Origin of the sequence: Thermolongibacillus altinsuensis (assembly GCF_004341205.1) — a bacterium.
Lineage (GTDB): Bacteria > Bacillota > Bacilli > Bacillales > Anoxybacillaceae > Thermolongibacillus > Thermolongibacillus altinsuensis.
This window is the reverse complement of record NZ_SLUL01000006.1, coordinates 182,449-207,373: the sequence shown is the minus strand read 5'-3', so window position 1 is coordinate 207,373 and position 24,925 is coordinate 182,449. Positions and strand designations below refer to the sequence as shown.

At 40.9% G+C, this 24,925-nt stretch carries 22 protein-coding genes; 17 read left to right on the top strand and 5 right to left on the bottom strand.

Features of this window, described 5'->3' with window-relative positions; translation table 11 throughout:
• A partial coding sequence (locus tag EDD69_RS07820) for an IS110 family RNA-guided transposase (protein WP_132948386.1) occupies positions 1-968 on the bottom strand: 968 nt, incomplete at its 3' end.
• A 339-nt stretch (positions 969-1,307) separates the two neighbouring features.
• Between EDD69_RS07820 and EDD69_RS07815 the strand changes: the two genes are divergently transcribed.
• The 5 genes from EDD69_RS07815 to EDD69_RS15310 all read left to right on the top strand — a co-directional run bounded on the left by EDD69_RS07815 (position 1,308) and on the right by EDD69_RS15310 (position 7,070).
• On the top strand, positions 1,308-2,996 hold the full coding sequence (locus EDD69_RS07815; protein WP_132948385.1) for a formate--tetrahydrofolate ligase: 1,689 nt from the start codon (positions 1,308-1,310) through the stop codon (positions 2,994-2,996).
• A gap of 59 nt (positions 2,997-3,055) precedes the next feature.
• Positions 3,056-3,538 (top strand): glutathione peroxidase, encoded by a 483-nt coding sequence (locus tag EDD69_RS07810; protein ID WP_132948384.1) that lies wholly within the window; start codon positions 3,056-3,058, stop codon positions 3,536-3,538.
• A 190-nt stretch (positions 3,539-3,728) separates the two neighbouring features.
• Complete coding sequence (locus EDD69_RS07800) at positions 3,729-5,624, top strand: ABC-F family ATP-binding cassette domain-containing protein (protein ID WP_132948383.1); 1,896 nt, start codon at positions 3,729-3,731, stop codon at positions 5,622-5,624.
• A gap of 20 nt (positions 5,625-5,644) precedes the next feature.
• On the top strand, positions 5,645-6,784 hold the full coding sequence (locus EDD69_RS07795) for a conserved virulence factor C family protein (RefSeq protein ID WP_132948382.1): 1,140 nt from the start codon (positions 5,645-5,647) through the stop codon (positions 6,782-6,784).
• 124 nt (positions 6,785-6,908) lie between these two features.
• Positions 6,909-7,070 (top strand): hypothetical protein, encoded by a 162-nt coding sequence (locus EDD69_RS15310; protein ID WP_165871751.1) that lies wholly within the window; start codon positions 6,909-6,911, stop codon positions 7,068-7,070.
• Here the strand turns inward: EDD69_RS15310 and fdhD are convergent.
• Positions 7,041-7,850: a formate dehydrogenase accessory sulfurtransferase FdhD gene (gene fdhD, locus EDD69_RS07790; RefSeq protein ID WP_132948381.1), complete on the bottom strand. Its 810-nt coding sequence runs from the start codon at positions 7,848-7,850 to the stop codon at positions 7,041-7,043. The genes EDD69_RS15310 and fdhD overlap by 30 nt on opposite strands.
• A 130-nt stretch (positions 7,851-7,980) precedes the next feature.
• Here fdhD and EDD69_RS07785 point away from each other — a divergent pair, with 130 nt between their 5' ends.
• Entirely contained in the window at positions 7,981-10,329 is a 2,349-nt protein-coding gene (locus tag EDD69_RS07785) for an FdhF/YdeP family oxidoreductase (protein ID WP_132948380.1), read from the top strand.
• A gap of 169 nt (positions 10,330-10,498) precedes the next feature.
• Here the strand turns inward: EDD69_RS07785 and EDD69_RS07780 are convergent, their stop codons facing one another.
• Positions 10,499-11,548 (bottom strand): acyltransferase family protein, encoded by a 1,050-nt coding sequence (locus EDD69_RS07780; protein WP_132948379.1) that lies wholly within the window; start codon positions 11,546-11,548, stop codon positions 10,499-10,501.
• Between the two features lie 294 nt (positions 11,549-11,842).
• Here EDD69_RS07780 and EDD69_RS07775 point away from each other — a divergent pair, with 294 nt between their 5' ends.
• The 9 genes from EDD69_RS07775 to EDD69_RS07735 all read left to right on the top strand — a co-directional run bounded on the left by EDD69_RS07775 (position 11,843) and on the right by EDD69_RS07735 (position 20,629).
• Positions 11,843-12,022 (top strand): H-type small acid-soluble spore protein, encoded by a 180-nt coding sequence (locus EDD69_RS07775; RefSeq protein ID WP_132948378.1) that lies wholly within the window; start codon positions 11,843-11,845, stop codon positions 12,020-12,022.
• Between the two features lie 253 nt (positions 12,023-12,275).
• On the top strand, positions 12,276-14,354 hold the full coding sequence (locus EDD69_RS07770; RefSeq protein ID WP_132948377.1) for a carbon starvation CstA family protein: 2,079 nt from the start codon (positions 12,276-12,278) through the stop codon (positions 14,352-14,354).
• The gene (locus EDD69_RS07765) at positions 14,347-14,550 is read left to right on the top strand and encodes a YbdD/YjiX family protein (RefSeq protein ID WP_132948376.1); all 204 of its coding nucleotides are present in this window, start codon (positions 14,347-14,349) and stop codon (positions 14,548-14,550) included. The genes EDD69_RS07770 and EDD69_RS07765 overlap by 8 nt, the downstream gene beginning before the upstream one ends.
• Positions 14,551-14,665: 115 nt before the next feature.
• Positions 14,666-15,604 (top strand): 2-dehydropantoate 2-reductase, encoded by a 939-nt coding sequence (gene panE, locus EDD69_RS07760; RefSeq protein WP_132948375.1) that lies wholly within the window; start codon positions 14,666-14,668, stop codon positions 15,602-15,604.
• A gap of 397 nt (positions 15,605-16,001) precedes the next feature.
• Complete coding sequence (locus EDD69_RS07755; protein ID WP_132948374.1) at positions 16,002-17,195, top strand: ABC transporter substrate-binding protein; 1,194 nt, start codon at positions 16,002-16,004, stop codon at positions 17,193-17,195.
• A 104-nt stretch (positions 17,196-17,299) separates the two neighbouring features.
• Positions 17,300-18,178 carry a branched-chain amino acid ABC transporter permease gene (locus tag EDD69_RS07750; protein ID WP_132948373.1) on the top strand — a complete coding sequence of 293 codons (879 nt, stop codon included), beginning with the start codon at positions 17,300-17,302 and terminating at the stop codon, positions 18,176-18,178.
• Positions 18,179-18,193: 15 nt separating this feature from the next.
• Entirely contained in the window at positions 18,194-19,168 is a 975-nt protein-coding gene (locus tag EDD69_RS07745; protein ID WP_132948372.1) for a branched-chain amino acid ABC transporter permease, read from the top strand.
• The gene (locus EDD69_RS07740; RefSeq protein WP_132948371.1) at positions 19,143-19,922 is read left to right on the top strand and encodes an ABC transporter ATP-binding protein; all 780 of its coding nucleotides are present in this window, start codon (positions 19,143-19,145) and stop codon (positions 19,920-19,922) included. Before EDD69_RS07745 ends, EDD69_RS07740 begins: the two co-directional genes overlap by 26 nt.
• A complete protein-coding gene (locus tag EDD69_RS07735; protein WP_132948370.1) occupies positions 19,922-20,629 on the top strand; it encodes an ABC transporter ATP-binding protein in 708 nt (235 codons plus the stop codon). Before EDD69_RS07740 ends, EDD69_RS07735 begins: the two co-directional genes overlap by 1 nt.
• Before the next feature lie 84 nt (positions 20,630-20,713).
• Here EDD69_RS07735 and EDD69_RS07730 read toward each other — a convergent pair whose 3' ends face one another.
• Complete coding sequence (locus EDD69_RS07730; RefSeq protein ID WP_132948369.1) at positions 20,714-21,589, bottom strand: fructosamine kinase family protein; 876 nt, start codon at positions 21,587-21,589, stop codon at positions 20,714-20,716.
• Between the two features lie 4 nt (positions 21,590-21,593).
• Complete coding sequence (locus tag EDD69_RS07725; RefSeq protein WP_132948368.1) at positions 21,594-22,316, bottom strand: NAD-dependent deacylase; 723 nt, start codon at positions 22,314-22,316, stop codon at positions 21,594-21,596.
• Between the two features lie 385 nt (positions 22,317-22,701).
• Between EDD69_RS07725 and EDD69_RS15545 the strand changes: the two genes are divergently transcribed.
• Together EDD69_RS15545 and EDD69_RS07715 are read left to right on the top strand one after the other, a co-directional pair.
• The gene (locus EDD69_RS15545; RefSeq protein ID WP_243643065.1) at positions 22,702-23,556 is read left to right on the top strand and encodes a taurine catabolism dioxygenase TauD; all 855 of its coding nucleotides are present in this window, start codon (positions 22,702-22,704) and stop codon (positions 23,554-23,556) included.
• Positions 23,557-23,651: 95 nt separating this feature from the next.
• Positions 23,652-24,896, top strand: a complete 1,245-nt coding sequence (locus EDD69_RS07715) for an MFS transporter (protein ID WP_132948367.1) — start codon at positions 23,652-23,654, stop codon at positions 24,894-24,896.
• The last annotated feature ends 29 nt before the right edge of the window (positions 24,897-24,925 follow it).

The following is a 24,925-nucleotide window of genomic DNA, read 5'->3' as shown; positions in this document are numbered from 1 at the left end:
GCCGCCTCACATAACGCCGACTTGATATGCGGATTCCCCTTCGTCGTTCGGGTACTTTTTCGTTTTCCAGCACTTTCATGATTTCCCGGCGCGACTCCCGCCCATGAAGCGAGGTGTTGAGACGTTGGGAACTGTCCCATATCGACCCCGATTTCAGCGATGATCACGGCAGCGGTTTCTTTTTTGACTCCCGGTATGGTCACAAGAAGCCCCATCTCTTGTTTGTAGGCTTGTAAGAGTTGGTCGATTCGTTCTTCGATGTCCCGAAGTAAACTTTCCAACGATTCGATGTGCTTCCACGATTGGCGAATCATGAACAGTTGATGGTTGGTCAATGTTCCGAAGAGAGAATCTCGAATTTGTTGTCTTTTTCCTTTCATTCTCCCGTGAATGCAGGCGTCGATCTCTTGTTCCTCGATATATCCTCGTTTCATTAAGCGCTCTAATAACTTTCGTCCAGATGCCCCGAACACGTCCGAAATCACAGAACTTAACTTGATATTGGAGCACTCCAGCACTTTCTGTATACGATTTTTCTCGGCGGTCAATTGCCCGATCCATTTTTTGCGTAAGCGAGTTAAATCTCGCAGTTCCCTAATATCCGCAGGAGGCACAAAACTCTTCTCGATGAGCCCATAACGCAACAATTTGGCGATCCATTCGGCATCGGACACATCCGTTTTTCTCCCTGGAACATTTTTGATTCGCTGAGCGTTAGCAAGGGTAATGTCAAAGTAGTCTTCTAAAATGTTAAATACAGGTTTCCAGTAAACGCCCGTGCTCTCCATCGCAATATGAGTAACACCGCGATCTTCTAACCATTTCAGAAGACGAAACAAATCTTTCGTGAAAGTAGGGAATGTTTCGATTTCCTTTTGAATGTGTTCTTCTTCTCCAAGAAGCGCACAAACCACAATCGTTTCGGCATGGACATCTAATCCCGCACAACGATGATAAAGAACATCCATGATTCTTACTCCTTCCATTGATGAATTCGCAAACAGAGAGTCCATTTGTATGTTAGGCATTTTTCTGTTCGTAGTCACCTTTTCGCACGAAAAGGGCTGACAATGGGTGGAACACCAAATGGACTCAAACAGTTTTTATTACAGGGTCGAACCACCATTAAAGAGAACGTCTTTCAAAACTGTTTGCGTTCATATCCATTATGGGAAGGAATGATGGATTTTCATGCATGGGTGGGGAGTAAAATTACTCATGGATGTTTTTATTGGGAAAGAAAATGATTGTGATAAAATAATCATGGGTTGCGAAATTTTGGATTTTTTCATGTTGGGGGATGAAAGATGGCTACGATGACAAAGATGAAGACGGATATCGAAATTGCTCAAGAAACAAAATTAAAGCGCATTCAAGAAATCGCAAAAGAGCTCGACATTTTAGAAGAAGAACTTGAGCCGTATGGCCATTATAAAGCGAAAATTTCACTCGATTTGATGAAACGATTGGAAGCAAAGCCGGATGGAAAAGTCATTTTAGTCACTTCGATTAATCCGACACCTGCTGGAGAGGGGAAATCAACGGTAACGGTAGGGCTTGGACAAGCGTTGCGCAAAATTGGAAAAAAAGCAATCATTGCCATGCGCGAACCTTCGCTTGGGCCGACAATGGGAATAAAAGGGGGAGCGACAGGCGGCGGTTATTCGCAAGTGTTGCCGATGGAGGATATTAATCTTCATTTTACAGGCGATTTACACGCGATCACAACAGCGAATAACGCATTAGCGGCTTTCATCGATAATCATATCCATCACGGCAATGAACTGCGCATTGATACGCGCCGCATTGTTTGGAAGCGCGTTGTCGATTTGAACGATCGGGCGTTAAGGCACGTCGTCGTAGGCTTAGGCGGACCGGTTCAAGGCGTGCCGCGAGAGGATGGTTTTGATATTACGGTTGCTTCTGAGATTATGGCCATTTTCTGCTTGGCAACGGATTTACAAGATTTAAAACGCCGACTCGCAAAAATCGTTGTAGCGTATAACGTTGATAAACAGCCTGTTACCGTGGCTGATCTCGGCGTTGAAGGAGCGTTAACGCTTCTGTTAAAAGATGCGTTAAAACCGAATCTTGTGCAGACGGTCGAGCATGCGCCTGCGTTGATCCACGGTGGTCCGTTTGCGAATATTGCCCACGGTTGCAATAGCGTGATTGCGACAAAAATGGCGCAAAAGCTTGGTGATTACGTTGTGACCGAAGCAGGTTTTGGAGCTGATTTAGGAGCGGAAAAGTTTTTAAATATAAAGGCTCGTTTCGCTGGAATTAAACCGGAAGCGGTTGTGATTGTCGCAACGATTCGTGCGTTAAAAATGCACGGCGGCGTTCCGAAACAAGAATTACATATAGAGAATGTCGAGGCGTTGCGTGCGGGCTTGGACAATTTACGGAAACATATTGAAACGATTCAAGCATTCGGTTTACCGTTTGTCGTTGCGATTAATCGTTTTATAACCGATACAGAAAATGAAATTAATGCGTTAAAAGCGTTTTGCGAGGAGCACGGTTATCCAGTGGCGTTAACGGAAGTATGGGAAAAAGGCGGAGAAGGCGGAATTGAATTAGCGGAAAAAGTATTAGAGGCCATCGAGAATGGAAACAATACATACGCTCCTTTATATGATGTGAATGAATCCATTCCTGATAAAATTCGTAAAATCGCGCAAATCGTCTATGGAGCAAAAGATGTAGAGTTTTCTGAAAAGGCAAAAAAACAAATCGAGCAATTTACGGTATTTGGATGGGACAAGCTGTCGATTTGCATGGCCAAAACGCAATATTCTCTGTCTGATGACCCAACGAAACTTGGCAGACCAACGGACTTTACGATTACAGTACGTGAATTCAAACCGTCGATTGGTGCGGGATTCCTTGTCGCGTTAACCGGTGATGTGATGACGATGCCGGGATTGCCGAAAAAACCAGCGGCGTTACATATGGATGTCGATGAAAACGGAAATGCGATCGGTCTTTTCTGACTATATTTATATGAAAGAAGTTTTGCTTATTTTTTATAGATCAAAAGGAGGATTGACTGATGAGCATTTATGACTTTACGGTTAAAACGATTCGCGGTGAAGAAAAGTCAATGGCGGATTATAAAGGAAAAGTATTGTTAATCGTCAACACCGCAAGCAAGTGCGGTTTTACCCCGCAATATAAAGAACTGCAAGAACTTTATGATGAATATAAAGACAAGGGCTTTGAAGTGCTTGGCTTCCCTTGCAATCAATTCGGTCAACAAGAACCGGGCACAGAAAGCGAAATCGAAAGCTTTTGTCAAGTGAACTATGGGGTCACGTTCCCGATGTTTGCGAAAGTTGATGTAAACGGCGAGCATGCGCATCCATTGTTTGTCTATTTGACAGAAAAAGCGCTAGGAATCTTTGGGACAAAGATAATTAAATGGAATTTCACCAAATTTTTAGTTGATAAAAACGGAAACGTTGTCGGCCGCTTTGCCCCGCAAACCAAACCAAGCGATTTAAAAGGGGAGATTGAAAAGCTATTAAATGCGTAAATACAAAAGCTGTCTTTCCGATGGGAGAGACAGTTTTTTGTTAGGCAAACCAAATGCTCCTTTGTTACAATAGTTAACGATAAAAAACATCGAACGTTGAATACGGAAAGTGCGAAACAAATCGCGATCAAACGCCATGAATTTATGAAACATTTTTTGCAACAATTTTATAAAGAGTGGGATGAGTCATATGAAGATGTTAACGGTTGAAAATTTATCTAAAAGTTATGCGGAAAAAACGTTATTTCGCGATATTTCGTTCACGATTAAAGAACAGGAACGCATCGGCATTATTGGCGTGAATGGGACAGGAAAATCAACGTTACTGAAAATTATTGCAGGCGTTGAGCTTTCCGATGCGGGACAAATTACACATTCGAAAGACTATTCAATCGGGTATCTGCCGCAACAGCCTGATTTTCAAGAAAACTTAACGGTATTGGAACAAGTGTTTCACGGAGATACGCCGCTGATTCGTTTATTGCGTGATTACGAAACCGTGTTAGCGGGACTTGAGAAAAATCCTCTTGATGATCAATTACAAGAACGCCTTTTTCGCTGCCAGCAGCAAATGGATGCGATGAACGCATGGGAAGCAAGCTCCAACGCCAAAGCGATTCTTACGAAATTAGGCATTGATGACATGACAAAAACGATCGGAGAGCTTTCCGGCGGTCAAAAGCGCCGCGTTGCTTTGGCGCAAGCGCTCATTGAAACGCCTGATTTGCTTATCTTAGATGAGCCGACGAACCATCTCGATTATGAAACGATTCGCTGGTTGGAAGATTATTTGGCTCGTTACAGCGGGGCCGTTTTGCTTGTCACGCATGATCGTTACTTTTTAGATCGTGTAACCAACCGCATTTTAGAGCTAGATAACGGAAAACTTTACAGCTATCCGGGGAATTACGCAGCATTTTTAGAAGCAAAAGCGCTGAGAGAGGAGCAGGAACTTGCAGCAGAAGCCAAACGGCAAAATTTATACCGCCGGGAATTAGCATGGATTCGCCGCGGAGCAAAAGCGCGGACCACGAAACAAAAGGCCCGCATCCAACGATTCGAACAGCTGGAGCAGTCGCTTGGAATTGAACAAAAGAGCAGTCTCGATATTTCGTTAAGCGGCAGCCGTCTTGGCAAGAAAGTGTTAGAGTTAAAACAGGTAAGCAAAGCATTCGGCAACCAAGTTATTTTAGACGATTTTAGCTTCCTCGTAAAACCAGGAGACCGCATCGGCATTGTCGGGCCGAACGGAAGCGGTAAATCGACGTTGTTGAATTTGCTTGCTGGCCGAATCCAGCCTGATGCGGGGGAAATCGAAATCGGGCAAACGGTGAAAATTGCGTATTACACGCAAGAAAATGTCGATATGGATGAAAATAAACGAATGATTGAATACATTCGCGAGGCCGGGGAAGTCATTCATACGACCGATGGAAAAACGATTTCGGCGGCGCAAATGCTGGAACGTTTCTTGTTCCCGATGAATACGCACGGAACGCCCATTCGCAAGTTGTCAGGCGGTGAGAAACGCCGGTTGTATTTGTTGCGAATCTTAATGACAGAACCAAACGTGTTGCTTCTTGACGAACCGACGAACGATTTGGATACACAAACATTGACGGTTCTTGAAGACTATTTAGAGACATTTCCAGGCGTGGTCATCACCGTTTCTCACGACCGTTACTTTTTGGATAAAGTAGCAGAACAATTGCTCATCTTTCAAGGAAACGGGAAGGTGGAAAAATATTTTGGAGAGTACTCCGATTATTTAGAGGAGCAGCTTAAGAAAAAAGCGGAGAACGCAGAATCAAAGCCGATCCCAGCAAAAGAACAAGCGCAGAAAGCGAAACCTGCCAAGCGACGCCTAAGCTATAAAGAACAGAAAGAATGGGAAGAAATCGAGGACAAAATCGCTGCATTAGAGGCGAAATTGCAAGAAATTACGTTGGAAATGGAACAATCAGCGAGCGACTATGAAAAGGTGCAGGCATTAGCGTCCGAACATGAACAATTAAGCGCAGAGCTCGATGCGCTGCTTGAACGCTGGGCGGAGCTTTCTGAATTAGTGGAATCATTGCAGTCATAAATGAATGAGGGGGATGGGTAATGAACATTAAATCCATTGAACCAACGCCAAGTCCAAATACAATGAAGGTTCTATTAGATGAAGAACTTCCGTTTGGAACAAGCCATAACTATAAGCCGGACAATGTGGCGAATGCGCCTTCAATCATTCAACAATTAATGAAAATTGAAGGAGTCAAAGGCATTTACCATGTTGCCGATTTTTTAGCGGTTGAACGAAATCCAAAATATGATTGGAAAGAGATTTTAACAAAAGTGCGTGAAGTGTTTGGTGAAGATGTTGATCACATTCAAGAACATAAACAAGTGCGCAACGAACATTTTGGCGAAGTGAAAGTCTACGTTCAAATGCTTTACGGATTACCGATGCAGGTGAAGTTAACCGACGGTCAAGAAGAAAGACGAGTCGGCTTGCCGAAGCCATTTATGGATGCGGTTTTAGAAGCTCAGAAACATGCCGGAAATATTGTCGTTGAGCGAAAATGGGTCGAAAAAGGGGTGCGTTATGGCACATTTGAAGAAATCGGTGCAGAAATCGTTGAAGAACTGTCTGCTGCTTATCCGCCTGAACGGTTAGAGCGGATGGTACAAATGTTTAAAAGCGGCGAGCAAGCGAAAACGCAAAAACGAGTGAGCTATAAAGTAACGGAAGAAATGCTTGATGACCCAGATTGGACAAAACGCTATGCGGCTTTAGAACAAATGGCAGAACCAACCGAAGAAGATTTGCCGGTGTTGGCAAAGGCTTTAAAAGACGAAAAAGTGGCGATTCGCCGCCTTGCCACTGCTTATTTAGGAATAATTGGCGGCAAAAAAGTGCTCCCATATCTTTATGAAGCGCTGAAAGATAAAGCGGTCTCCGTGCGCCGTACAGCTGGAGACTGTCTATCTGATATTGGCGATCCTGAAGCGATGCCAGTCATGATTGAGGCGTTAAAAGACCCAAGCAAATTGGTCCGCTGGCGCGCGGCCATGTTTTTATACGAAGTTGGTGATGAATCAGCTCTTCCAGCTTTAAAAGCGGCAGAAAATGACCCGGAATTTGAAGTAAGCATGCAAGTAAAAATGGCGATTGAACGTATTGAAGGCGGCGAAGAGGCAAAAGGATCTGTGTGGAAGCAAATGACGGAAAGCAGAAGAAAAGGAAATGGCAGTGAATGATCAAGAACAAAATAGTTGTTACGATAAAACCAAAAAACGGCAGTGAAATCGCTGCCGTTTTAACATTTTTTGAAAAGTCTCCACCTCTTATGAGCGAAGATGGAGAATTTTAAAATCAAGTCTCTTGCCGCCCTGGCATGCTAGAAGCATGCTGATTCCGAACGTAAAACGCATGACAGACAAATTCATTTGTCTGATGGCGTTTTCGTTCGGAGAAGTGGCAGAAAAGCTTGTTTATGTCGAAAAATTAAACTTATCATATATAGTTTGGTTGATCTGCTTCTAAGATGCGTTCTGGATGAGTGTATACGTTTAACTTATTTCCGCGAATAAAGCCGACGACCGTTATATTTAAATCTTCCGCTAACTGTAATGCTAAATCGGTAGGAGCGGATTTGGATAATAAAATGCCAACGCCGATTTTTGATACTTTTAGCAACACTTCAGAAGAAACTCGGCCGCTGAAAGCAATCATTTTATCACGAACGGGAATTTGTTGAAGCAAACAATATCCGTAAAGTTTATCTAGAGCGTTATGCCTTCCAATGTCAGACCTTGCTACAATGATTTCGGAATTACTGCAAATCGCCGCGTTATGAACCCCGCCTGTTTTCTGAAAGATGATGCTTCCGTTTTGCATGTTTTTCATGAGATGAAAGCACTGCTTTACGCTTATGTTGATGTTCGTGATCGCCGTTTTAGCTGTTTTTACATCATTGTGTAAATAAAATTGCCTGCTTTTCCCGCAACACGAGCCGATAAACCGTTTAGAGAAATATTGCTGGTTGATGGGCTGTTTTGCATGCAAATCGACATAGGCAAATCCGCGGCTTTCATCAATAGACAGATTTTTTATATCGCTTTTAAAACGGATCAGACCTTCAGAAGCAAGAAACCCAATGACTAATTCGTCTAGATGATCGGGCGAGCAAACCATGGTTGCGAATTCTTCACCGTTTACAACTAGCGTTAGCGGAAATTCGGCAACAATTTCGTCTTCCTCATGGATGAATGAAGCGTCGGTAAATTTCAATATACTCTTTTTTACAGTTATTTTCTTCTCCATTCTTTCACCTTCTTTGCATCAAGTAAACCATTCAGAGTTAAAAATTATGTTTTTGTGGTACAATCATACTATAAAAATAGTAAAAATGTTTTTAAAATTGTGTATATTTTGTTTTTGAGGAGTGTTAACCATGGGGGAAACGAAACATACTGGACCAATGAAATTGGACAAAAGCCCAAAACCTTCTCTTTGGGCAAGTTTTATGCCGATGGGGGTAGGAAAGGTAAAACCTCATCATGTTCGCGATACATTAAAAGTCGTCTGGGAAAATAAAGATCAGCTTTCTTATGCGTATCGCATCTTGACGCAAGGAGTATGTGACGGTTGCGCTCTCGGAGTTTCCGGATTACGCGATCAAACGTTGACTGGTCCGCATCTTTGCACGACGCGTTTAAATGTGCTTCGATTGAATACAATGCCTGCTATGGATCCGAAGTGGTTAGAAGATGTTGATAAACTAAGAGAATTCAATAGTACGGAACTAAGAAAATTAGGGCGAATTCCATATCCGCTTTCAAGAAAACCGGGAGAAAGAAAGTTTACAAGAATTAGTTGGGATGAGGCGTTAAATCGTATTGCTTTGAAAATAAAGAGCATTCATCCGAAACAGTTGGCTTTTTATTTAACGGCGCGCGGCATTACGAATGAAGTGTATTACACAGCGGCAAAAGTGGCGCGGTTTTTAGGAACAAACAATATTGACAACGCATCACGCATTTGTCATTCACCAAGCAAAACGGCGTTGAAGCGTTCGCTTGGAATCGGTGCATCGAGCTGCAGTTATAAAGATTGGATTGGAACGGACATCCTTGTTTTCTGGGGTTCTGTTGCGGCGAACAATCAGCCGGTATCAACGAAATACATGTATGCGGCAAAAAAAGCGGGTACGAAGGTTATTGTCATCAATCCATACCGAGAACCGGCAATGGAGAAATATTGGATTCCATCGATTTGGGAAAGCGCGTTGTTCGGGACAAAAATAGCCGATGATTTTTATCAAGTCAATATCGGTGGTGATATCGCCTTTATGAATGGGATCATGAAGCATTGGTTTGAAATGGAAGAAAAAAATCCGGGGTCAGCCATCGATTGGCAGTTTGTCCAGGAACATACGAATGGAATAGAGGAATTAAAGGCGCATGTTGCAAAGTACGATTGGGAAACGTTAGAGAAATCTTCTGGTCTTTCTAAAGAGCGAATGTATGAGTTTGCAAAATTATTGGCTGAGGCCAAATCAGGAGTGTTTGTTTGGAGCATGGGGCTTACTCAGCACCGTTTCGGGACGGACAATGTTTCGCAAGTGTCGAACCTTGCGATGCTTCGCGGTTTTATCGGACGTGCTCATTGTGGGCTTATGCCGATTCGCGGTCACAGCGGTGTTCAAGGATCCGGAGAAATGGGGGCGGACCCATTCGTGTTGCCGGGCGGTGAATTTGATGAAGAAAATATCGAGCGCATCGAAAAAATTTGGGGATTTCCGATTCCACGTTGGCAGGGGGATACGATCGGACAAACGCTAGAAAACATTTTGCTTCCTAATGGTCACGAACGAAAAGTAAGAGTGTTATATACGAGCGGCGGTAATTTCTTAGAAACGATGCCGAATCCAGATTTTATCCGAAAAGCGCTAGAAAACGCGGAATTGCGCGTTCATCAAGATATTATTTTTAATACATCGACATTATTGGACGCCAAAGAAGAAGTGATCATCTTACCGGCCATGACGCGCTATGAACAGCCGGGCGGCGGCACATCGACAAGCACGGAGCGAATGGTGTATTTCAGTCCGGAAATTGAAGGGCCGCGAATCGAAGAAGCACGGGCGGAATGGGAAATTTATATCGATCTTGCTTCGCGCATCAAACCGGAAGTGAAACATTTGATTCATTTTCATAATGCCCAAGAAATTCGCGACGAGATTGCCGTGGCGAATCCAAACTACGACGGAATCCAGCATTTAAAGAAAAAAGGCGACGTCTTCCAATGGGGCGGTGCATGGTTATGTGAAGACGGTGTATGTCCGACAGCGGACGGACGAGGCCATTTCATACCGATTGAATTGCCGGAGCTGCGAAAAGCGGAAGGACAATTTTTTGTGACGACCAGGCGCGGGAAGCAATTTAATTCGATGATTTACAGCGACAAAGATCCGTTTAATGCAGCAGAGCGCTATCATATTTTAATGAACCGAGATGATGCAGCGAAATTCGGCATTCGTGAAGGAGAGTCCATCGTTGCTTACAACTGTCATGGAATGATGCAAGGCCGTGCAAAGTTTGAGGATGTGAAACAAGGAAACATCGCGGTGTATTGGCCGGAAGGAAATGTGCTAATTCCAAAAGGCGTTTATGAAGCATACGCCCAAATTCCAGAATACAATACGATTGCCATCGTCGAAAAAGCAGAGACATTCCATGCTCAAAAAGATCAAAAATACGTTGAAAAACGTATTGAGGAGCTGGAAATGAGCGTTGACTAGATTTATAACTTATATATTTCACGAAATTCTATTTTTCCAAATGAACCTCTCCCACCTACACGTTGTTTAGAGGGTGGAGACTTCTCGATGAACATGTTAAAAATACGAAAGCTAAAACGAATAAAAAAGGACCGCCAAATGAATTGGCGGTCTTCAGTTTGATAAGTTTTCAGTGTTTCATAGCTGTTTCCGATTTTTTGTGTAAATGGCGAATAAAAGAGCTACAGCGGTCAATCGCCTGTTTCCATTGCGTAAAACGGCATTCGACCAGCGGTTGAATCAATTCAACAACAGGTTTACTTCCTAAAATCATGGTTAAGGCTATTGAAATGAATAACAACAGCGGGTAGCTGCGTGTTTCCGTGATGAATTGCGGAAATTCAGTTGCATGCAAATATTTTAGAACAAAACCATGAAGGATATATACATAAAAAGTTCTTGCTCCGAGAGACGAAATGGATAGTTTTTGGTTTGGGATCAGCGACAGAAAACAGAAAGTCATCAAAATGCTGACGGCATAAAATGTTAGCCTTAAAACGATAGCGATTTCTCCATGAACTCCCAACGTTTCATAAGATTTCGATCCGTACAACCATTCTTTCTGTATATCTGGAAAAAGATAATAAACAATAAAGAATATACATGACAGCATCATACAGGCGAAAACACGAAATTTTCTCTGAAATAACCATTCAAAATGCTTCTTTTTTAATAAAAAACCAAGTAAAAAAAACGGAAAAAAGATCAATGTTCGTGAAAGACTTAGCCATTTTTCTACTTCAACAAATCCAACTAATAATCCGAATAATACGGCTAAAGATAATGAATACGTTCTTGGAATTTTTGCAAAAACGTACAGCATGACGTTCCAACTAAACAGGCTTAACAAAAACCATAGCCCCCAGCGAGGTGTGAAAAAATCGAACGATATATTTTCTTCATATAAAAATGAATAATACAAAGAATAGAGCAGTTGAAAAATGAGATAAGGAATCAGTATTTTTTTAGCTACTTTTTTTAAATACCCTTTTTGATGAAAGTTTTTGGCGAAATACCCAGAAATTAAGATGAACGCTGGCATGTGGAAAAAGAAAATCCAATTGTACAAGCTGTGTAAAAATGTATTTTCAGAAATATGAGGACGAAGGAAATGTCCAAAAACCACTAAGATGATTAAAAAAAACTTCGCGTTATCAAAATAATAATCTCGTTCTCGCATATATCCTCCCTCGTCATTAAACAAATAGATTTGAAGGTATGATCATTCCACAAAGTATTATATTAACATATAACTTCTAATCTTCTGCAAGTAATTTAAAACAGGAAAAATGTATCACTTTATCATCCGAGAAAAATATTACTACAAAAATTTTTTCTGGAGGTTTTCTGTGCGAGAAAAAGACGAACTACATAAAACGAACGGTTGCATAGCGAAAGATCAAAAGATCATCTGAAGAACGATGAATAGCCGAATAAACAAAGGAAAATAATGAGGAAAAGGAGGAATGATTAAATGGAAGTCACTCGAGCGAAGCAAATTGCGGAATCAGGGAAGATTGTACCCGTAACGTACGAAGGAAGACAAGTTCTTATTCAACATGTCGATGAGAAAAATAAAACAGCAAGAATCTATTCGAAAGAAAATCCGGAAGAAGAAATGGTTGTCCTAGTCCATCTTCTAAATGAGAAATAACTTCGTGCTGATTAGTAATTGGTATGATGTTAGGTGTTGTCACCGTTCGAATCATGACAGAAGCCGTTTGTGCTTCTGTTTTTTTGTTTTTGTTACATGATTTGATCGGATTTTTTCATCGTTAGTTAGTGTTGAAAACATAAATAAAACATGTAAAGCATTTCTCTATTTGCAATTAGAGAAATTCTTGTTAATATTCAGAATTATTAGTATAATATGTTTATTAAATAAAGACACAAAGGGGGAAAAAAGATTGAAAGGTCTTAAATCGATTTTGCTTTGGGGACTTATTTCTGCTCTCGGAGCAACTGGTTTTGCGGTGTTGGCATTAAATCGCGGTGAGACAGTCAACGCGATTTGGCTGATTGTTGCTGCGGTTTGCGTATACGCCATTGCTTACCGTTTTTACAGCAAATTTATCGCCAAAAAAGTATTTCAACTTGATGACAATCGAAAAACGCCAGCGGAAATTTTTAACGATGGAAAAGATTACGTTCCAACAAACAAATGGGTGCTTTTCGGCCACCACTTTGCTGCGATTGCTGGAGCTGGTCCGCTTGTCGGTCCGATTTTAGCAGCGCAAATGGGGTATTTGCCCGGAACGCTTTGGATCATTGTCGGCGTTGTGTTGGCAGGTGCGGTGCAGGATTTTATCATTTTATTCGCATCGATGCGTCGTAACGGCAAATCGCTTGGCGAAATGATTAAGGAAGAAATTGGTCCTGTAACGGGCTTTATCGCGATGCTGGGCATTTTAGGAATCATGATTATATTGTTAGCTGTATTAGCATTAGTGGTTGTGAAAGCGCTTGTAGGAAGTCCGTGGGGAATGTTTACGATCGCGGCGACTATTCCAATCGCGATCTTTATGGGAGTATATATGCGCTACATGAGACCGGGACGCGTTGGTGAAGCTTCATTCATTGGTTTTGTTTTATTAATGCTTTCTATTGTAGCTGGCCAATATGTAGCGGAAAATCCGACATTAGCAAATATGTTCACATTTAAAGGTGAAACAATCGCACTTTTAATGATTGGCTACGGTTTCGTCGCTTCAGTATTGCCGGTATGGTTGTTGCTTGCGCCGCGCGATTATTTAAGCACGTTCTTAAAAATTGGAACGATTGTTGGTTTGGCATTAGGAATTCTTTTTGTTGCACCTGATTTGCAAATGCCGGCGATTACGAAATTCGTTGACGGCACAGGTCCGGTGTTTGCCGGCAATTTATTCCCGTTCTTGTTTATTACAATTGCGTGTGGAGCGGTTTCCGGTTTCCACTCTCTCGTATCTTCGGGAACGACGCCGAAAATGATCGAGCGCGAAAGCCATGCCCGTCCAATCGGTTATGGTGCCATGTTGATGGAGTCATTTGTTGCTGTCATGGCATTAATTGCGGCATGCGTTTTAACACCGGGTACGTATTTCGCGATTAACAGCCCAGCTGCAGCCATTGGTCAAGATGTTGTTCAAGCGGCACAAACGGTTTCATCTTGGGGATTTACGGTTACTCCTGACGATTTAAAAAAATTAGCGGAGAATGTCGGTGAAGAAACCGTTTTATCACGTACGGGCGGAGCGCCGACTTTAGCGATCGGCATGGCGGTGATTTTGTCCGAAATCATTGGCGGAAAAGCGTTAATGGCATTTTGGTACCATTTTGCAATTTTGTTTGAAGCATTGTTTATTTTAACGACGATTGATGCGGGGACGCGTGTTGGTCGCTTTATGATTCAAGATATTCTCGGACATTTCTATAAACCGTTTGCAAAAACCGAATCTTTACCTGCGAATATTATCGCAACAACATTGTGCGTACTTGCTTGGGGCTATTTCTTGTATCAAGGGGTTATTGATCCGCTTGGCGGAATCAATACGTTATGGCCGCTCTTCGGCATCGCAAACCAAATGCTTGCAGCAATTGCCTTGTTATTAGGTACGACCATTCTTCTTAAAATGGGCAAAAAAGCCTATGTATGGGTCACATTAGTTCCGACTACTTGGATTTTAGTCGTAACGATGACAGCCGGATTCCAAAAATTATTCCACGATCATCCAAAAATCGGCTTTTTGGCTCATGCGAAACTATTTAAAGATGAGCTTCAGCAAGGAAATATCTTACCTCCTGCTACAACAAAGGAGCAAATGCAGCAAATCATTATAAACGACTATATTGATGCAACGCTATGTGCAATTTTCATGCTTGTTGTTTTAGCGATGCTTATTTTCTCAGTTAATGTGTGGATCAAAGTATTGAAAAACAATAATGTTCCATTAAAAGAAGCACCTTATATACCACGTGAACCAGGAGATGAGGTAAAACACTATGCGTAAGTTTTTTGAGACAATTCTTGCCTATCGCAAACAATTTCTTGACTTGCTTGTTGGGGTGCCGAATTACGAAAAATATGTTGAGCATATGAAAACACACCATCCCGGAGAACCGATTAAGTCGCGTAAAGAGTTTTTTTGCGAGGCACAAGAAGCGAGATATAACGGCAAAGGCGGGAAAGTGTCACGTTGTTGCTAAAGAGAAAAGGGAGGCCATCGTCTCCCTTTTCTCTTGCGTGAATGAAGACGGATTTTGAAATTGTTCCATCTATCGATATTGATTGTTAGCTATATTTTATAAGGAGGAATCATGGATGCGCGTATTAGTTGTCGGTGCCGGTGCAGTGGGGGGATATTTTGGCGGTCGGTTGTTGGAAAAAGGGGTTGATGTGACATTTCTTGTGCGTAAACGGCGAAAACAACAGTTGCAAGAACGAGGGTTAGTGATTCAAAGCGTTCATGGGAATGCCGTGTTAACGCCAAAAACGATCATGGCAGGGGAAAAGGCAGAGGCATTTGATCTTGTTATTTTTTCGAATAAGGCTTATCATTTGCACGAAGCGATTCAAGATGTTAAACCATATGTCGGTAAGGAGACGATCATTTTGCCGTTGTTAAATGGCATGGCGCATATGGATCTGCTTTGGAGCGAGTTTGGGAAAGAGAACGTATTAGGCGGTCTCTGTTTTATCGAAACGACATTAGATGAGCAAGGAACGATTATTCAATCTAGTTCGTCACATGACGTAAAGTTTGGTGAATGGTCAGGGGAAATCACGGAAAGAGTGAAGAAACTCGAACAGTTATTCACGGGTTGCAATGCACATTTTCATTTGAGTGATCAGATTGTCACGGATATGTGGCATAAATATTTGTTTATTGCGACGATGTCGGGAGTTACGACATTATTCCGTGCTCCGATCGGTCCGATTCGCGCTGGAGAATACGGACAAGAAATCATTTTGAGATTGTTGAAAGAAATCGCGGCCGTGATGAGAGCGCACGGGGCGCCGATCGCCGAACAGATTGAGGAGAAACAGTTAGAGCAAATAAACAAATTGGCACCAGAGATGAAGTCCTCGATGCAGCGTGACATGGAAAAAGGACAAATGGTGGAAGCAGACCATCTTCAAGGTTATTTATTGAAACTTGCCCAACAGTATCATATTGACACACCGCTGCTAAAAGCGGTTTATCATCATTTGAAACTATATGAACAACAGCGAGGAGCTGACTCAAAACATCGCTTTTGAGCGATGATGAGTCAGCTTCTTTATTATTTTCATTAACAAATTATTCCTTAAAAGCAAATTAATTTTAACCCAAAAGTAACAGTTGATAAAGAACGATGGATGGATCAAAAAAGCTAAGAAAGGGAAATAAAGGTTATAAACGTTCATTATATGTAGATTGGTTATTAATTTTTAGATAGTAAAAAAGACATATGCATTCAAAATGATTCGTAATTTTTTAAGTAATTTTATTATACATCTAGACGAAAAGAAAGAATTTTTATAAAATTAAATTAATTAAGAAAAGTTTTTCTATTTGTTGTTTATAAAAAGGTATGGGGGGGATGTGGATTTAGTTATAGAAGGGATCTGTAGGTAGTCGAAAATTTTACAAAATTTTTTATGATGGGGGTAAATGATGAAAAAGAAAAAATTAGTTGGAGTTTTTATGTCACTTATGATCACTGCTGGTCTAATGGTAGGATGTAATGGTGGAACTCAAAATGCTGGAACGAATTCATCAGACAATAATGGAGGGGGCGGCGATACAATAAAAATTGGCGCTAACCTTGAATTGTCTGGTGGAGTGGCTTCATATGGACAATCCATTGCTGAAGGTCTGGAACTAGCGATTGAGGAGATTAATAAAGAAGGCATTAACGGAAAAAAAATTGAACTTGTAAAAGTAGATAATAAATCTGATGCAGCGGAAGCGACTAGCGGAGCTATTAAACTGATTAGCCAAGATAAAGTTGTAGCGATTATAGGAGCAGCAACAAGTACAAATACGCTCGCTCAGGTCCAAGTTGCACAGGATAACAAAATTCCGTTAATTACACCTACTGGAACGAATCCTACTGTTACCAATAAAGACGGCAAAGTAAACGACTTTGTATTCCGAACATGCTTCATTGATCCTTTCCAAGGTACGGTAGCAGCTAAATTCGCAATTGATGATTTGAAAGTAAAAAATGCAGCTATTCTCATTGATAGTTCTAGTGATTATTCAAAAGGACTTGCTTCCTCTTTTAAGAAAGCATTTGAGGAAAACGGCGGAAAGATTGTAGCGGAAGAAGCCTATGTTGCAAAAGACACCGATTTCCGAGCGACTCTTACACGGATTAAATCAGCTAATCCAGAATTTTTGTTCTTACCTGGTTACTATGAAGAAGTAGGACTAATTGTGAAGCAAGCCCGTGAACTTGGTATTAAAGTTCCGATTATGGGCGGTGACGGATGGGATTCTCCAACTCTTGTCGAAATAGCTGGCCCAGAAGCTTTAAATAATACATTTATTACAAACCACTATTCTTCCGGCGATCCAGATCCTAAAATCCAGGATTTCGTAAAAGCGTTTAAAGCGAAATACAACAAATCTCCGGATGCGTTTAACGCGCTTGGATATGATACGGCGTATTTCCTTGCTGATGCTATTAAACGCGCGGGAGATGCAAATCCGGTGAAAATTAAAGAAGCACTCGCACAAACGAAAGACCTCTCTCTTGTATCAGGAACATTGACTCTTGATGAGAACCATGACCCAATTAAATCTGCCGCTATTCTTGAATATAAAAACGGTGAGCAGCAGTTTAAAACAAAAGTGAATCCATAATACCATCATCATGGTATGAATCAAATAGGGGGCATGTCCCCCTATTTTAATAGCGTCTAATCCTTCTAAAAGAAATAACAGTACTTCCCAAGGAGAGTGCAAATATGGAACTCATTCAACAACTCGTTAACGGAATATCTCTTGGCAGTATATATGCGCTAATCGCTCTCGGATATACGATGGTGTACGGAATAGTGAGGCTTATTAATTTTGCTCATGGCGACGTGTTTATGGTAGGTGCGTTTGTAGGATTTTATGCGATTACAGGTCTACATCTAGGATTCTTCCCAGCGCTGCTATTGGCCATGGTTGTCTGCGCATTATTGGGCGTATTCATTGAACGAATTGCTTATAAGCCTTTGAGAAACGCTACAAGAATTGCAGTTCTAATCACTGCAATCGGGGTTTCACTTTTAATTGAATACGGGATGATCTATGCACGTGGTGCTCAGCCAGTAGCATATCCTGGGACAATACTACCAGATAAAAAAATTGAACTATTTGGCGTAACAATTAGCAGTCAGTCTATATTAATACTTTGTACTTCCATTGTATTGATGATTCTCCTTCAGTTAATCGTTCATAAAACGAAAATAGGGAAAGCCATGCGTGCTGTTTCTTATGATGCAGAAGCAGCTCGATTAATGGGGATTAACGTGGATAATACAATATCCGCAACGTTTGCAATCGGATCCGCCTTGGCAGGTGCTGCGGGTGTCATCTTCGGGATTTACTATATTAAAATTGAACCGCTTATGGGGATTATTCCAGGTCTAAAAGCCTTCGTAGCGGCAGTGTTAGGTGGGATCGGCATCATTCCGGGGGCTATGGTCGGCGGTCTTGTGCTTGGTGTGATTGAATCACTTGTAAGCGGCCTTGGATATTCACTCTGGCGTGACGGAGTGGCTTTTATCGTTCTTATACTTATTCTAATTTTCCGACCATCGGGTTTATTCGGAAAAAATGTAAAAGAAAAAGTGTAAGGAGGGTAGAAGAGCATGACAATTTTCAAACGAATCAATGGATTTTGGCTGTCAATGGTGTTAGCGATTGTGTTTTTTATAGTGGTTCAGCTATTGATATCGAGAGGAATACTTAATTCCTTTTATATCAATACCCTGTTTTATATGGCTATTAATATTATCCTAGCCGTCAGTCTTCATCTCATTATTGGAATTACAGGACAGTTTTCCATTGGTCATGCCGGATTTCTTGCCGTGGGCGCCTATGCGTCTGCCGTTATGACAATGAAACTGCAAATGCCGTTTTCACTTGCTTTACTGGCCGGCGGTGTTACTGCTGCTGTAGCGGGGCTTTTAATTGGTATTCCTACCCTTCGTCTAAAGGGGGATTATTTGGCGATCGCTACACTTGGTTTTGGAGAAATCGTACGTATTATTCTGTTAAACGTAGACTATGTTGGCGGTGCCAGCGGGATGACGGTAACTCACCTCACAACTTGGCCGTGGGTATTTGCCTGCATGCTTATCGCCATTATTGTCATTGCAAACTTTACAAATTCCACTCATGGCCGTGCCTGCATTTCGATTCGTGAGGATGAAATTGCAGCGGATTCTATGGGGATTAATACAACGTACTATAAAGTGACAGCGTTTGTGATTGGCTCTTTTTTTGCCGGCATTGCTGGAGGTCTCTATGCGCATAACTTCTATATTATTCAGCCAACGAATTTTGGTTTTTTGAAGTCATTTGATATTTTGATTTTTGTTGTGCTTGGAGGATTAGGAAGCATGTCTGGCGCAGTAATAGCTGCGATTCTGTTGACGGTTGTTTCTACGTTCCTTCAAGAATATCCGGAGACTCGAATGATTATATACAGTATCGTGCTCATATTGGTCATGTTGTACCGTCCAAAAGGATTGTTAGGTACGCAAGAATTGACTTCATTCTTCAGGTTACGCAAGGCGGTTGAAGGGGGAAAGCAGAATGACAACAAACACACCGTTGCTTAAAGCTGATCATGTCGGCATTCAATTTGGCGGCTTAAAAGCATTGTCTGACGTAAACATCGAATTATATCCGGGGGAATTGATTGGTTTAATTGGACCAAATGGGGCTGGTAAAACGACTTTCTTCAACCTGCTGACAGGTGTATATGAACCGACAGAAGGTAGCATTGTATTAGGGAATGAAAAGCTAAACGGGCTACCCCCTTACAAAATTACACGAAAAGGGATTAGTCGTACGTTCCAAAACATTCGTTTGTTCGGTGAACTTTCCGTACTTGATAACGTAAAGGTTGCATACCATTCTCTGGCTCGTCATTCCATTTTAAGTTCCATTATTCGTTTACCTTCTCATTTTTCCGGTGAAAAAGAAATCGAAGAAAAGGCAATCGAATTTTTAAAAATTTTTAAGCTTGAGGGTTTTATGTATGAAAAAGCGAAAAATTTGCCATACGGTCAGCAACGGCGTTTAGAAATTGCCAGAGCGTTGGCGGCACATCCAAAATTATTGTTGCTTGATGAGCCTGCAGCGGGAATGAATCCGCAGGAAACAAAGGAACTGATGAATTTAATTGCTTTTATAAGAGAAAAGTTCAATTTAACCATTTTACTTATTGAGCATGATATGTCTCTTGTGATGGGAGTATGCGAACGAATTTACGTGCTTGATCACGGACAGCTCATCGCGCATGGTACACCTGAAGAGATCCGGAATCATCCTAAAGTCATTGAAGCGTATCTCGGCGAGGAGGTGTCATAATGCTAAAGGTAGATAGCATCGATGTATTTTACGGGAATATTCAAGCGTTAAAAGGGGTTTCACTTGAAATAAATGAAGGAGAAATCGTCACATTCATTGGAGCAAACGGCGCTGGCAAGAGCACATTGTTAAAGACGATTTCCGGATTGTTAAAACCAAAAAATGGAGATATTTTGTATGAAGGGCAATCGATTGCAGGCAAAGCCGCTCAGATGATTGTCAAACAAGGAATTTCTCATGTTCCGGAAGGCCGTCGCATTTTTGCCAATATGACTGTGGAAGAAAATTTAGAGTTGGGTGCTTTTTTAAGGAAGGATAAAAATGAAATTCAGAAGGATTTTGAGAAAGTGTATCATCTGTTTCCTCGGCTTCATGAACGTAGAAAGCAACTTGCTGGAACGTTGTCGGGTGGTGAACAACAAATGTTGGCCATAGGCCGCGCATTAATGGCACGTCCGCGTCTCCTCCTTTTAGATGAACCATCTATGGGCCTTGCCCCTTTGCTAGTCAAAACGATTTTCCGAATTATTGAAGAAATTAATTCATCGGGAACGACCATCTTGCTAGTGGAACAAAACGCGAATATGGCACTTTCTGTGGCGGATCGGGCGTATGTCATTGAATCCGGCCGTGTTGTCTTGTCTGGTTCAGCGGAAGAGTTGAACGCTAGTGAACAGGTAAAGATGGCGTATCTTGGAGGGCATTGATATCGAGTACCGGAATGTTCATCTAAAACAAGAAAGAGAGCTTCACTGTAACCGTGTTTCGCTCTCTTTCTTGTTTTAGTAAAATTATCCAACATACTTTTGCAAAATTCGATCGACGGAATAACCGTATGTTTCTCCAAATAAATTGAGATGAACGAGCAGATAAAACAGTTGATACAGCTCTTTTCTTTCCTCATATTCGGGAGAAAGCGGTTGAATCTCATTGTACGCTTCATAAAATTGATCTGGAAATCCGCCAAATAATTCCGTAAACGCGATCTCGAATTCATAATGGCCATAAAACACAGAAGGGTCAATTAAGTAAGGCATCCCTTTTGCACCGACAATCCAATTGCCTCCCCAAAGGTCACCATGCAGTAAAGAAGGGCGGCATTGCTGCGGAAGCCATCGTTCGAGCGAAACTAGCAACTTTTCTAGTTTATTTCGTCTAGCTGTCGGCATTCTTCCTTTTTGTTCGGCTAATTGGATTTGCGGAAGAAGCCGGCATTTCACAAAATAATCCATCCAATTTTCATATAATCCATTTTTTTGTGGTAGTCGGCCGATATAATTGTCTTCAGCCAAACCAAAATGCTGACCATAACATTGATGAAGTTGAGCGACTGCTTGACCAAGCAATACGGCTGTTTGTTCTGTTTTTTCCCCTTCAATCCATTCAAGCAAAAGCAAACCATATGCCCCGCTTTCTTCTTCCATGACGTAATATACGTTTGGGACTTTAACCGTATTTGTTTTTCGAAGCAATTCGAGACCAGCTGCTTCACTTTTGAAAAAACGAGGAGGAATCTTTTTGTTTACTTTTACAAAATACGAGCGATGCTTGCTTCTGACATAATAGGCGGAGTTAATATCGCCCCCAGACACGCTTTGGTATTGGATGATTGCTGTTCGGTCACCAATGTCGTCAAGCGCCTTCCGCAAAATGTCCAAAACGTTCATGTTTTCATTCCCCCACTTTTAACTCATGATCCATTTCTTTAAGGATTTCACCGATTTTTCGATGATGGACGACGAAATCCGCCCATTCATCCAATTCCGTCGGTTCCATATTGACAATGGCCAGCTTGGCACCGTTTCGTTTCGCTATGAGGGGCAGTTGATTGGCTGGCGATACTTGTAAAGAAGAGCCTAATACGATCAATAATTCCGCTTTTTGTGCAGCCAACCATGCCTGATCGATCGCATCTGATGGAAGAGATTCGCCAAATAAGACGACAGACGGTCGCAAAAAACCGCCACAAGCGCAATTAAATTGTTCATTGATATACAGGTTGCTATCATACACTTTATGACATCGTTGACAGTGAACCGTTCTCAATGATCCGTGAAGTTCGATCACGTTTTCACTGCCTGCTTGCTGATGAAATCCGTCCACATTTTGCGTAATGATGCTTTGGACGATTCCGCGTTTTTGCCACTCGGCTAAAATGATATGTCCTGCATGCGGTTTGCATTGGTGAAGCGTACGAATACGATATTGGTAAAATGCGATAAACTCATCCCGATTGTGCTCGAGTGCGTACGTACTTGCCAGCTGTTGCGGGTTTTTCTTACTCCATAATCCTGTCTGCGCTGAACGGAAATCAGGAAGTCCGCTTTCTGTCGACATTCCAGCACCTGTAAGCACAACCGTATACCTAGACGTCTTTAACCATTGCGCTAACATAGCTCCACCTTCCTAACGTTTTGTCAAAAATTCATTGTGATTACTTATAGAATAGCAAAAACATTAACAAATTTATATAAATTGAACGCCATGAAACGTCAATTAAATATTAAATATTAAATATTAAATTTATATCGAATTTTTAGAAAATATATTGATTTATTTGTGAATTTTTTTGTATTTTAACCTTGAACACAACAATTATGGAAAAATTTTTATAGGAGATGAGAGATTGTGGAAAAAATTTTCAAAACAAAAACATGCATAATTGATTCATAATTCCAAATAACCTCCCTCAGAGATAGCATCATCAGTTGGATATTTTTTAATTGTTAAATGTCATATTAAAAATATTAACTATGATGAAAGGGGAATTAAGAACATTATGAAACAGGAATACGTTTTCAAACTAAGCGATGATGAAAAGGAAGTTTTATATAAGGAACTCAACAAAATCCAATACGATCCAACTGGAAGTACTCGTTATATCACAGAAGTTCGAATGGCCGCATTTCGGGCCATGCCTCGCCGTATCATTGAATGTCTCAATGAGCAAAAAGCTTCATTAAATCCACGCCCATACATTGTTTTGGAGAACCTCCCAGTAGATGATAATGTGTTTACGACGCCGGATCCACAGACTTTTACACCTAGTGCTAAATCTGGTTTTATCAGCGAGAACCTTGCGATTGCAGTTGCGTCTTTAATTGGAGAACCTTACTCTATGTTTCACGAGGGACATGACATCGTGAATAACCTGATACCCAGCATAGAAGCCAAAAGGGAATATACCGGCCTTGGATCGGAGGTCGAATTAGATTTCCATATTGAAAATGCGGCATTAAAATTCATGGGAGATAGGAACTTCTCTCCGTGTGGTTTGTTGCTCACAGGTGTACGTCATGATCCCGAGCGACCTCTTACTCGTATCGCCGATGCACGTGAAGCGCTACGCCTCTTGGCACAGAGCGATATTGATCAACTAAGCCAACCACTCTATCGCATTAAGGTACCGTATCGTTGGCGTTCATCCATACCAGGAGAGATGCAAAAAACCGATCTAGTACCAATTATTCAAGGGGACATTAACCGTCCAGAAGTTGCTGTCGCATTTTATCCCGACATGGTAATGCCTGTAAACGATTTAGCAGCTATCGCTTTGCGAAATTTCCATGAAGCAATTCGTGAGGTATCCTTTGGTATTGACGTTGCTCCTGGTCGTCTCATCTATATAGGATAGATAAATAACCACGGGTGTTTAATTTTTAGATTACAACAGGATCTAGTTATGTTTTTAATCCAAGTAATAATTATGATGAATGAAAGGAAGATACTATGCTTTCCAAAGATCCATCTGCGAAAAATGAAAATTACAAATGGATTATTTTATTTATAACAACATTCTCGCAAACCTGCGCAACATTTGTAACTTATGGAATGGGACCACTAGCAACTTTTTACCAAAAAGAATATAGCCTATCACATTTTGAAACAGGTTTAATAGTATCAGCAGTAAACATAGGTCCAATATTTTCTATGATTATTTTTGGAAATATCATGGACAAATATGGAGAAAAGTGGGTAGTAGGATTAGGTTCTATTCTTCTTGGAATAAATATTCTTGCAGCATATACAATAGATAAATATATTCTTTTGTTATTTATTCTTACTTTTGTGGGGATATGGTATGGTACGGCACAACCAGGAGGAAGTAGCGCGATTGTAAAATGGTTTCCTAAAAAACACAGGGGACTTGCAATGGGAATTCGTCAAACAGGTATACCTATTGGAGGTGCTTTGGCATCAGCAATACTGCCATTCTTTTTTTATCAATATGGTTTATCATCTGCCATATTAGTACAAGCAATAATGGCTATTTTGGGTGGAATAGTATTTCTTGTTTTTTATAAAGATCCGGGAATAAACAAAAATCAAGAAGAAAAATTTAGTTTTATTCAAAAGATAAATATAATAAAAAACAATTTTGACCTTTATCCTATATTTTTTATTGGCATCACTATGGTTTCTTTACAGCTTATTATAGTAGCCCATTTAATGAGTTACCTTACTAATACTTTAAAAATAAATATAAACTTGGCTGGATTTTTTTTAAGCCTCTCTTTAGTAGGGGGAATGTTTGGAAGAATTATATTGGCGTGGATCAGTGACAGGATATTTAAAGGAAATCGAAGTAAACCTTTACAGCTAACCATATGGTTAACTGTAATTACAATAATGGGTTTGATTTTTTTCCCCACTTACCTACCAATATGGGCTAACGGCCTTTTATGCTTTCTAATAGGATTTTTAGGAATAGGTTGGTTTAGTTTATTTATTGTTCTAATATCGGAAAAATCCAATCCTAATTTTATAGGTTTAACTGTTAGCGTTGCTTTAACTTTAAATCAAATATTCATAGTTATCTCTCCTTCTTTATTTGGCATACTAGTTGATTTTTTTAAAGGTTATAAAATTCCACTTTTTCTATTAGCTTTATTTATATTCCTTGGAGGTTACTGGCTAAGAATTACAGAGCACAAGAGTCAATATAATATTAGTAAATCTGGCAGAACAATATAAAAATTTTAGTGTAATACAAAGCATGACAT

Excerpts from the sequence above, each read along its gene's own strand:
- EDD69_RS07810 (WP_132948384.1), top strand. The coding sequence starts at position 3,056 with ATGAGCATTTATGACTTTACGGTTAAAACGATTCGCGGTGAAGAAAAG.
- EDD69_RS07755 (WP_132948374.1), top strand. The coding sequence starts at position 16,002 with ATGAAAAAGAAAAAATTAGTTGGAGTTTTTATGTCACTTATGATCACT.
- panE (WP_132948375.1), top strand. The coding sequence starts at position 14,666 with ATGCGCGTATTAGTTGTCGGTGCCGGTGCAGTGGGGGGATATTTTGGC.
- EDD69_RS07745 (WP_132948372.1), top strand. The coding sequence starts at position 18,194 with ATGACAATTTTCAAACGAATCAATGGATTTTGGCTGTCAATGGTGTTA.
- EDD69_RS07750 (WP_132948373.1), top strand. The coding sequence starts at position 17,300 with ATGGAACTCATTCAACAACTCGTTAACGGAATATCTCTTGGCAGTATA.
- EDD69_RS07780 (WP_132948379.1), bottom strand. The coding sequence starts at position 11,548 with ATGCGAGAACGAGATTATTATTTTGATAACGCGAAGTTTTTTTTAATC.
- EDD69_RS07775 (WP_132948378.1), top strand. The coding sequence starts at position 11,843 with ATGGAAGTCACTCGAGCGAAGCAAATTGCGGAATCAGGGAAGATTGTA.
- EDD69_RS07730 (WP_132948369.1), bottom strand. The coding sequence starts at position 21,589 with ATGAACGTTTTGGACATTTTGCGGAAGGCGCTTGACGACATTGGTGAC.
- EDD69_RS07715 (WP_132948367.1), top strand. The coding sequence starts at position 23,652 with ATGCTTTCCAAAGATCCATCTGCGAAAAATGAAAATTACAAATGGATT.
- EDD69_RS07800 (WP_132948383.1), top strand. The coding sequence starts at position 3,729 with ATGAAGATGTTAACGGTTGAAAATTTATCTAAAAGTTATGCGGAAAAA.
- EDD69_RS07785 (WP_132948380.1), top strand. The coding sequence starts at position 7,981 with ATGGGGGAAACGAAACATACTGGACCAATGAAATTGGACAAAAGCCCA.
- EDD69_RS07735 (WP_132948370.1), top strand. The coding sequence starts at position 19,922 with ATGCTAAAGGTAGATAGCATCGATGTATTTTACGGGAATATTCAAGCG.
- EDD69_RS07815 (WP_132948385.1), top strand. The coding sequence starts at position 1,308 with ATGGCTACGATGACAAAGATGAAGACGGATATCGAAATTGCTCAAGAA.
- EDD69_RS15545 (WP_243643065.1), top strand. The coding sequence starts at position 22,702 with ATGAAACAGGAATACGTTTTCAAACTAAGCGATGATGAAAAGGAAGTT.
- fdhD (WP_132948381.1), bottom strand. The coding sequence starts at position 7,850 with ATGGAGAAGAAAATAACTGTAAAAAAGAGTATATTGAAATTTACCGAC.
- EDD69_RS07765 (WP_132948376.1), top strand. The coding sequence starts at position 14,347 with ATGCGTAAGTTTTTTGAGACAATTCTTGCCTATCGCAAACAATTTCTT.
- EDD69_RS07795 (WP_132948382.1), top strand. The coding sequence starts at position 5,645 with ATGAACATTAAATCCATTGAACCAACGCCAAGTCCAAATACAATGAAG.
- EDD69_RS07740 (WP_132948371.1), top strand. The coding sequence starts at position 19,143 with ATGACAACAAACACACCGTTGCTTAAAGCTGATCATGTCGGCATTCAA.
- EDD69_RS07725 (WP_132948368.1), bottom strand. The coding sequence starts at position 22,316 with ATGTTAGCGCAATGGTTAAAGACGTCTAGGTATACGGTTGTGCTTACA.